The sequence below is a fragment of the Haladaptatus sp. genome (genome assembly GCF_049589095.1).
Taxonomy (GTDB): domain Archaea; phylum Halobacteriota; class Halobacteria; order Halobacteriales; family Haladaptataceae; genus Haladaptatus.
In genome coordinates this window covers 1-2950 of the sequence record NZ_JBAWAC010000272.1, presented here as the reverse complement: position 1 = coordinate 2950, position 2950 = coordinate 1, and the positions used below count along the sequence as shown (strand labels likewise).

General features: G+C 60.0%; 5 protein-coding genes. 3 read left to right on the top strand and 2 right to left on the bottom strand.

Features of this window, described 5'->3' with window-relative positions:
* The coding region (locus WBV42_RS08870; protein ID WP_423985709.1) for a GTPase at positions 1–525 on the bottom strand (525 nt) is incomplete at its 3' end.
* A 113-nt stretch (positions 526–638) separates the two neighbouring features.
* Here WBV42_RS08870 and WBV42_RS08865 point away from each other — a divergent pair.
* Together WBV42_RS08865 and WBV42_RS08860 are read left to right on the top strand one after the other, a co-directional pair.
* A complete protein-coding gene (locus WBV42_RS08865) occupies positions 639–851 on the top strand; it encodes a hypothetical protein (RefSeq protein WP_423985708.1) in 213 nt (70 codons plus the stop codon).
* Between the two features lie 130 nt (positions 852–981).
* Complete coding sequence (locus tag WBV42_RS08860; RefSeq protein ID WP_423985707.1) at positions 982–1458, top strand: 50S ribosomal protein L11; 477 nt, start codon at positions 982–984, stop codon at positions 1456–1458.
* Positions 1459–1474: 16 nt separating this feature from the next.
* Here the strand turns inward: WBV42_RS08860 and WBV42_RS08855 are convergent, their stop codons facing one another.
* Positions 1475–2203 (bottom strand): hypothetical protein, encoded by a 729-nt coding sequence (locus WBV42_RS08855; protein WP_423985706.1) that lies wholly within the window; start codon positions 2201–2203, stop codon positions 1475–1477.
* Positions 2204–2375: 172 nt separating this feature from the next.
* On the opposite strand from WBV42_RS08855, the gene WBV42_RS08850 reads away from it, so the two are divergent.
* A partial coding sequence (locus tag WBV42_RS08850) for a 50S ribosomal protein L1 (protein ID WP_423985705.1) occupies positions 2376–2950 on the top strand: 575 nt, incomplete at its 3' end.

Here is a 2950-nt window from a genome sequence, read left to right as displayed (position 1 = left end):
GGAGATGCTGGGCGGCGTGGAGTCCAGCCGAATCTTGTTCTCGTACAGTTCCTCCTGCAAGCGTTCGTACTGGTCGATTTCGAAGACGGAGAGGACGAAGACGACGAGGTCGGCCGCACGAACCACGGAGAGGACTTCCTGTCCACCACCGCGCCCGTGTGCGGCACCTTCGATGAGCCCCGGCACGTCGAGAAGTTGGATGTTCGCGCCGTTGTACTGTAACATCCCGGGGTTCACGTTGAGCGTCGTGAACTCGTAGTCACCGACTTCGCTCTCCGCGGCGGTGAGCGAGTTCAACAGCGTCGATTTGCCGACGCTGGGGAAACCGACGAATGCGACGGTTGCGTCACCCGTCTTCTCGACGGCGTATCCCTCTCCGCCACCGGCGGAGGACTGGTTCTGTAGCTTCTCCTTTTTCTCCGCGAGTTTCGCCTTCAGCCGACCGATGTGGCTCTCGGTGGACTTGTTGTACGGCGTGTCCGAGATTTCCTCGCGGAGTGCTTCGATTTCCTCCTCCAGTCCCATTAGCAACACGTCAGCCGTGACCGCCGAAAAAGTTGTTCCTTCGCGTCAGCGGGAGTTCGTCCCGTGATTCGACACGTTAATACGTTTCGGCCTGTCACATGATGTGAAGTCAAATGCCGGACCCTGCCCGTCTCCGCGATAGCACGCAAATCGTCCTCCACCGCGACGCGCTCGATGGGATCCGCTGCGAACTCGAACACAACTTCATGCTGACGATCGTTTCGGCGAGCGGCGAATGCGACGAGTGGCTCCGTCTCATCGGCAGTCCGGTCGAGATCAAGAACGCGAGTCGATTTTTGGGACGGCACGGCGTCAGCCTGCCGTAAACGAGCTACAGACGCCGTTCGTTTCCTCCCGCAGACTTAGGGAACCGTTCGTACCCGCGGAGAGCCGATCCCACCGTTCTCCAGCACCCGAAAAGAAATCCTTAAAACTCCGGCGAGATTTCGGATACGTATGGTAGATACGATAGAAGTACTCGTCCCCGGTGGACAGGCCAACCCCGGCCCACCACTCGGCCCGGAACTCGGCCCGACGGCGGTCAACGTGCAGGAAGTCGTCAACGAAATCAACGAGCAGACGGCTGCGTTCGACGGCACGGAAGTGCCGGTCACCGTCTTCGTCGAGGACGACGGCGGCTTCAGCCTCGAAATCGGTGTCCCGCCGACGGCGGCGCTCGTCAAGGACGAGGCCGGATTCGATACTGGCAGCGGCGAACCCCAGAAGGATTTCGTCGCCGACCTCTCCATCGACCAAGTGAAAAAGATCGCCGAACAGAAGAAACCCGACCTCCTCGCCTACGACACGAAGAACGCGGCGAAGGAAGTCGTCGGAACGTGTGCCTCGCTCGGTGTCACCATCGAGGGCGTCGACGCACGCGAGTTCAAAGCGAAAGTCGACGCGGGCGAGTACGACGACGCACTCGCAGCGTAATCGGTTTCTTCTTCCACTATATCCACAGCAGTATCGCCGAGTAGCCACCGGCACCGAGTGCGAACGCCCAGAAGCGGCTTCGCCGTTCTTCCGGGAGTTCTTCTTTGATGACATTGAGGATGACGCCACCGGCGAGGAACGCAAAGAGGGTGTTCACGACGGCTTCATCCACGTGCGTGGCGATACCGATTCCCCAGCCAACGACGACGGCGGCGGCGAGCACCCAGCGGCCGACCCGGTCGTAGGTGTCCCGGTGGTGGTCCCGAAAGCCGTAGTCGTTGACGATGAAGTGAAGCGCCATGGCCGTCGCGTACAGCAGGAGACTGATGGTTCCCGGTTGCTCCCGATGCACGAGCAGGTAGCCGATGAGCGCGTTGTATGCGGTGAACGCGCCGATGTGAATCCAGAAGACGTTCATGTTTACCGGTCGATTACCGTCATCGTGGTCGCGACCGGATTCCTCCGCGAGGCGTTCCAACCCGTAGAACAGTGCGAACCCGGAGAGCGCGACGAGGTAGACGTGTCGTTCGAGGAATCCGGCGAGGAACGGCACCGATTCGAGTATCGTCCCGCCCGTGAGTTCGGGGAGGACGTGAACGAAGACGTAGGCGACGGATGCCCCGCCAGCGATCGAGAGCCAGTAATTCCGTGGAATTTCCCGAAACGCGCGTACCTGCCCGGCACCGAGGTGCACGGACGCGAGCGCGATGGCCACGAGGCCGGTGAGAAGCGTCGATATCGTCATCGCTGTCTGCACGTGATTCGTGCCCAAACCGCAAACCAATGGTGGCTCGGCGGGGTATTTCGCCGAAATGGTTCGACGGGTTTAAGTTCCGCATGCGTCAAATTCGGGTGAGACAGGCATGGCCTGTTTCACTGACCCGTAGGAGCATTCCTGCGTACTACGGAGGTGAACGATGGCAAATAATGAGATAGAGCAAGCAGTCTCTCGCGCACTCGAGGACGCACCTGAGCGGAATTTCCGCGAAACGGTGGACCTCGCAATCAACTTGCGCGACCTCGATTTAAACGATCCGTCGAATCGTGTCGACGAGAGTATCGTACTCCCGTCTGGAACCGGCCAAGATACCAAGATTGTCGTCTTCGCGGAGGGTGAGACAGCCCTTCGCGCAGAGGACGTCGCGGACGACGTTCTCTCGGGCGACGAACTGGAAGACTTGGGCGATGACAACGACGCGGCAAAAGACCTCGCGGACGAAACGGACTTCTTCATCGCCGAGGCGTCGATGATGCAAGACATCGGTCGATACCTCGGTACCGTTCTCGGTCCGCGCGGTAAGATGCCGACGCCGTTGCAACCCGACGACGACGTCGTCGAAACGGTCAACCGGATGAAAAACACCGTCCAGCTTCGGAGCGGTGACCGACGAACGTTCCACACGCTCGTCGGCGCCGAAGACATGTCCGCCGATGACATCTCCGAGAACATCGACGTTATCGTTCGACGTCTTCACTCCAACCTGGAGAAAGG

Coding starts and splice junctions, on each gene's coding strand:
- WBV42_RS08855 (WP_423985706.1), bottom strand. CDS start 2,203: ATGACGATATCGACGCTTCTCACCGGCCTCGTGGCCATCGCGCTCGCG.
- WBV42_RS08865 (WP_423985708.1), top strand. CDS start 639: ATGCCGGACCCTGCCCGTCTCCGCGATAGCACGCAAATCGTCCTCCAC.
- WBV42_RS08860 (WP_423985707.1), top strand. CDS start 982: ATGGTAGATACGATAGAAGTACTCGTCCCCGGTGGACAGGCCAACCCC.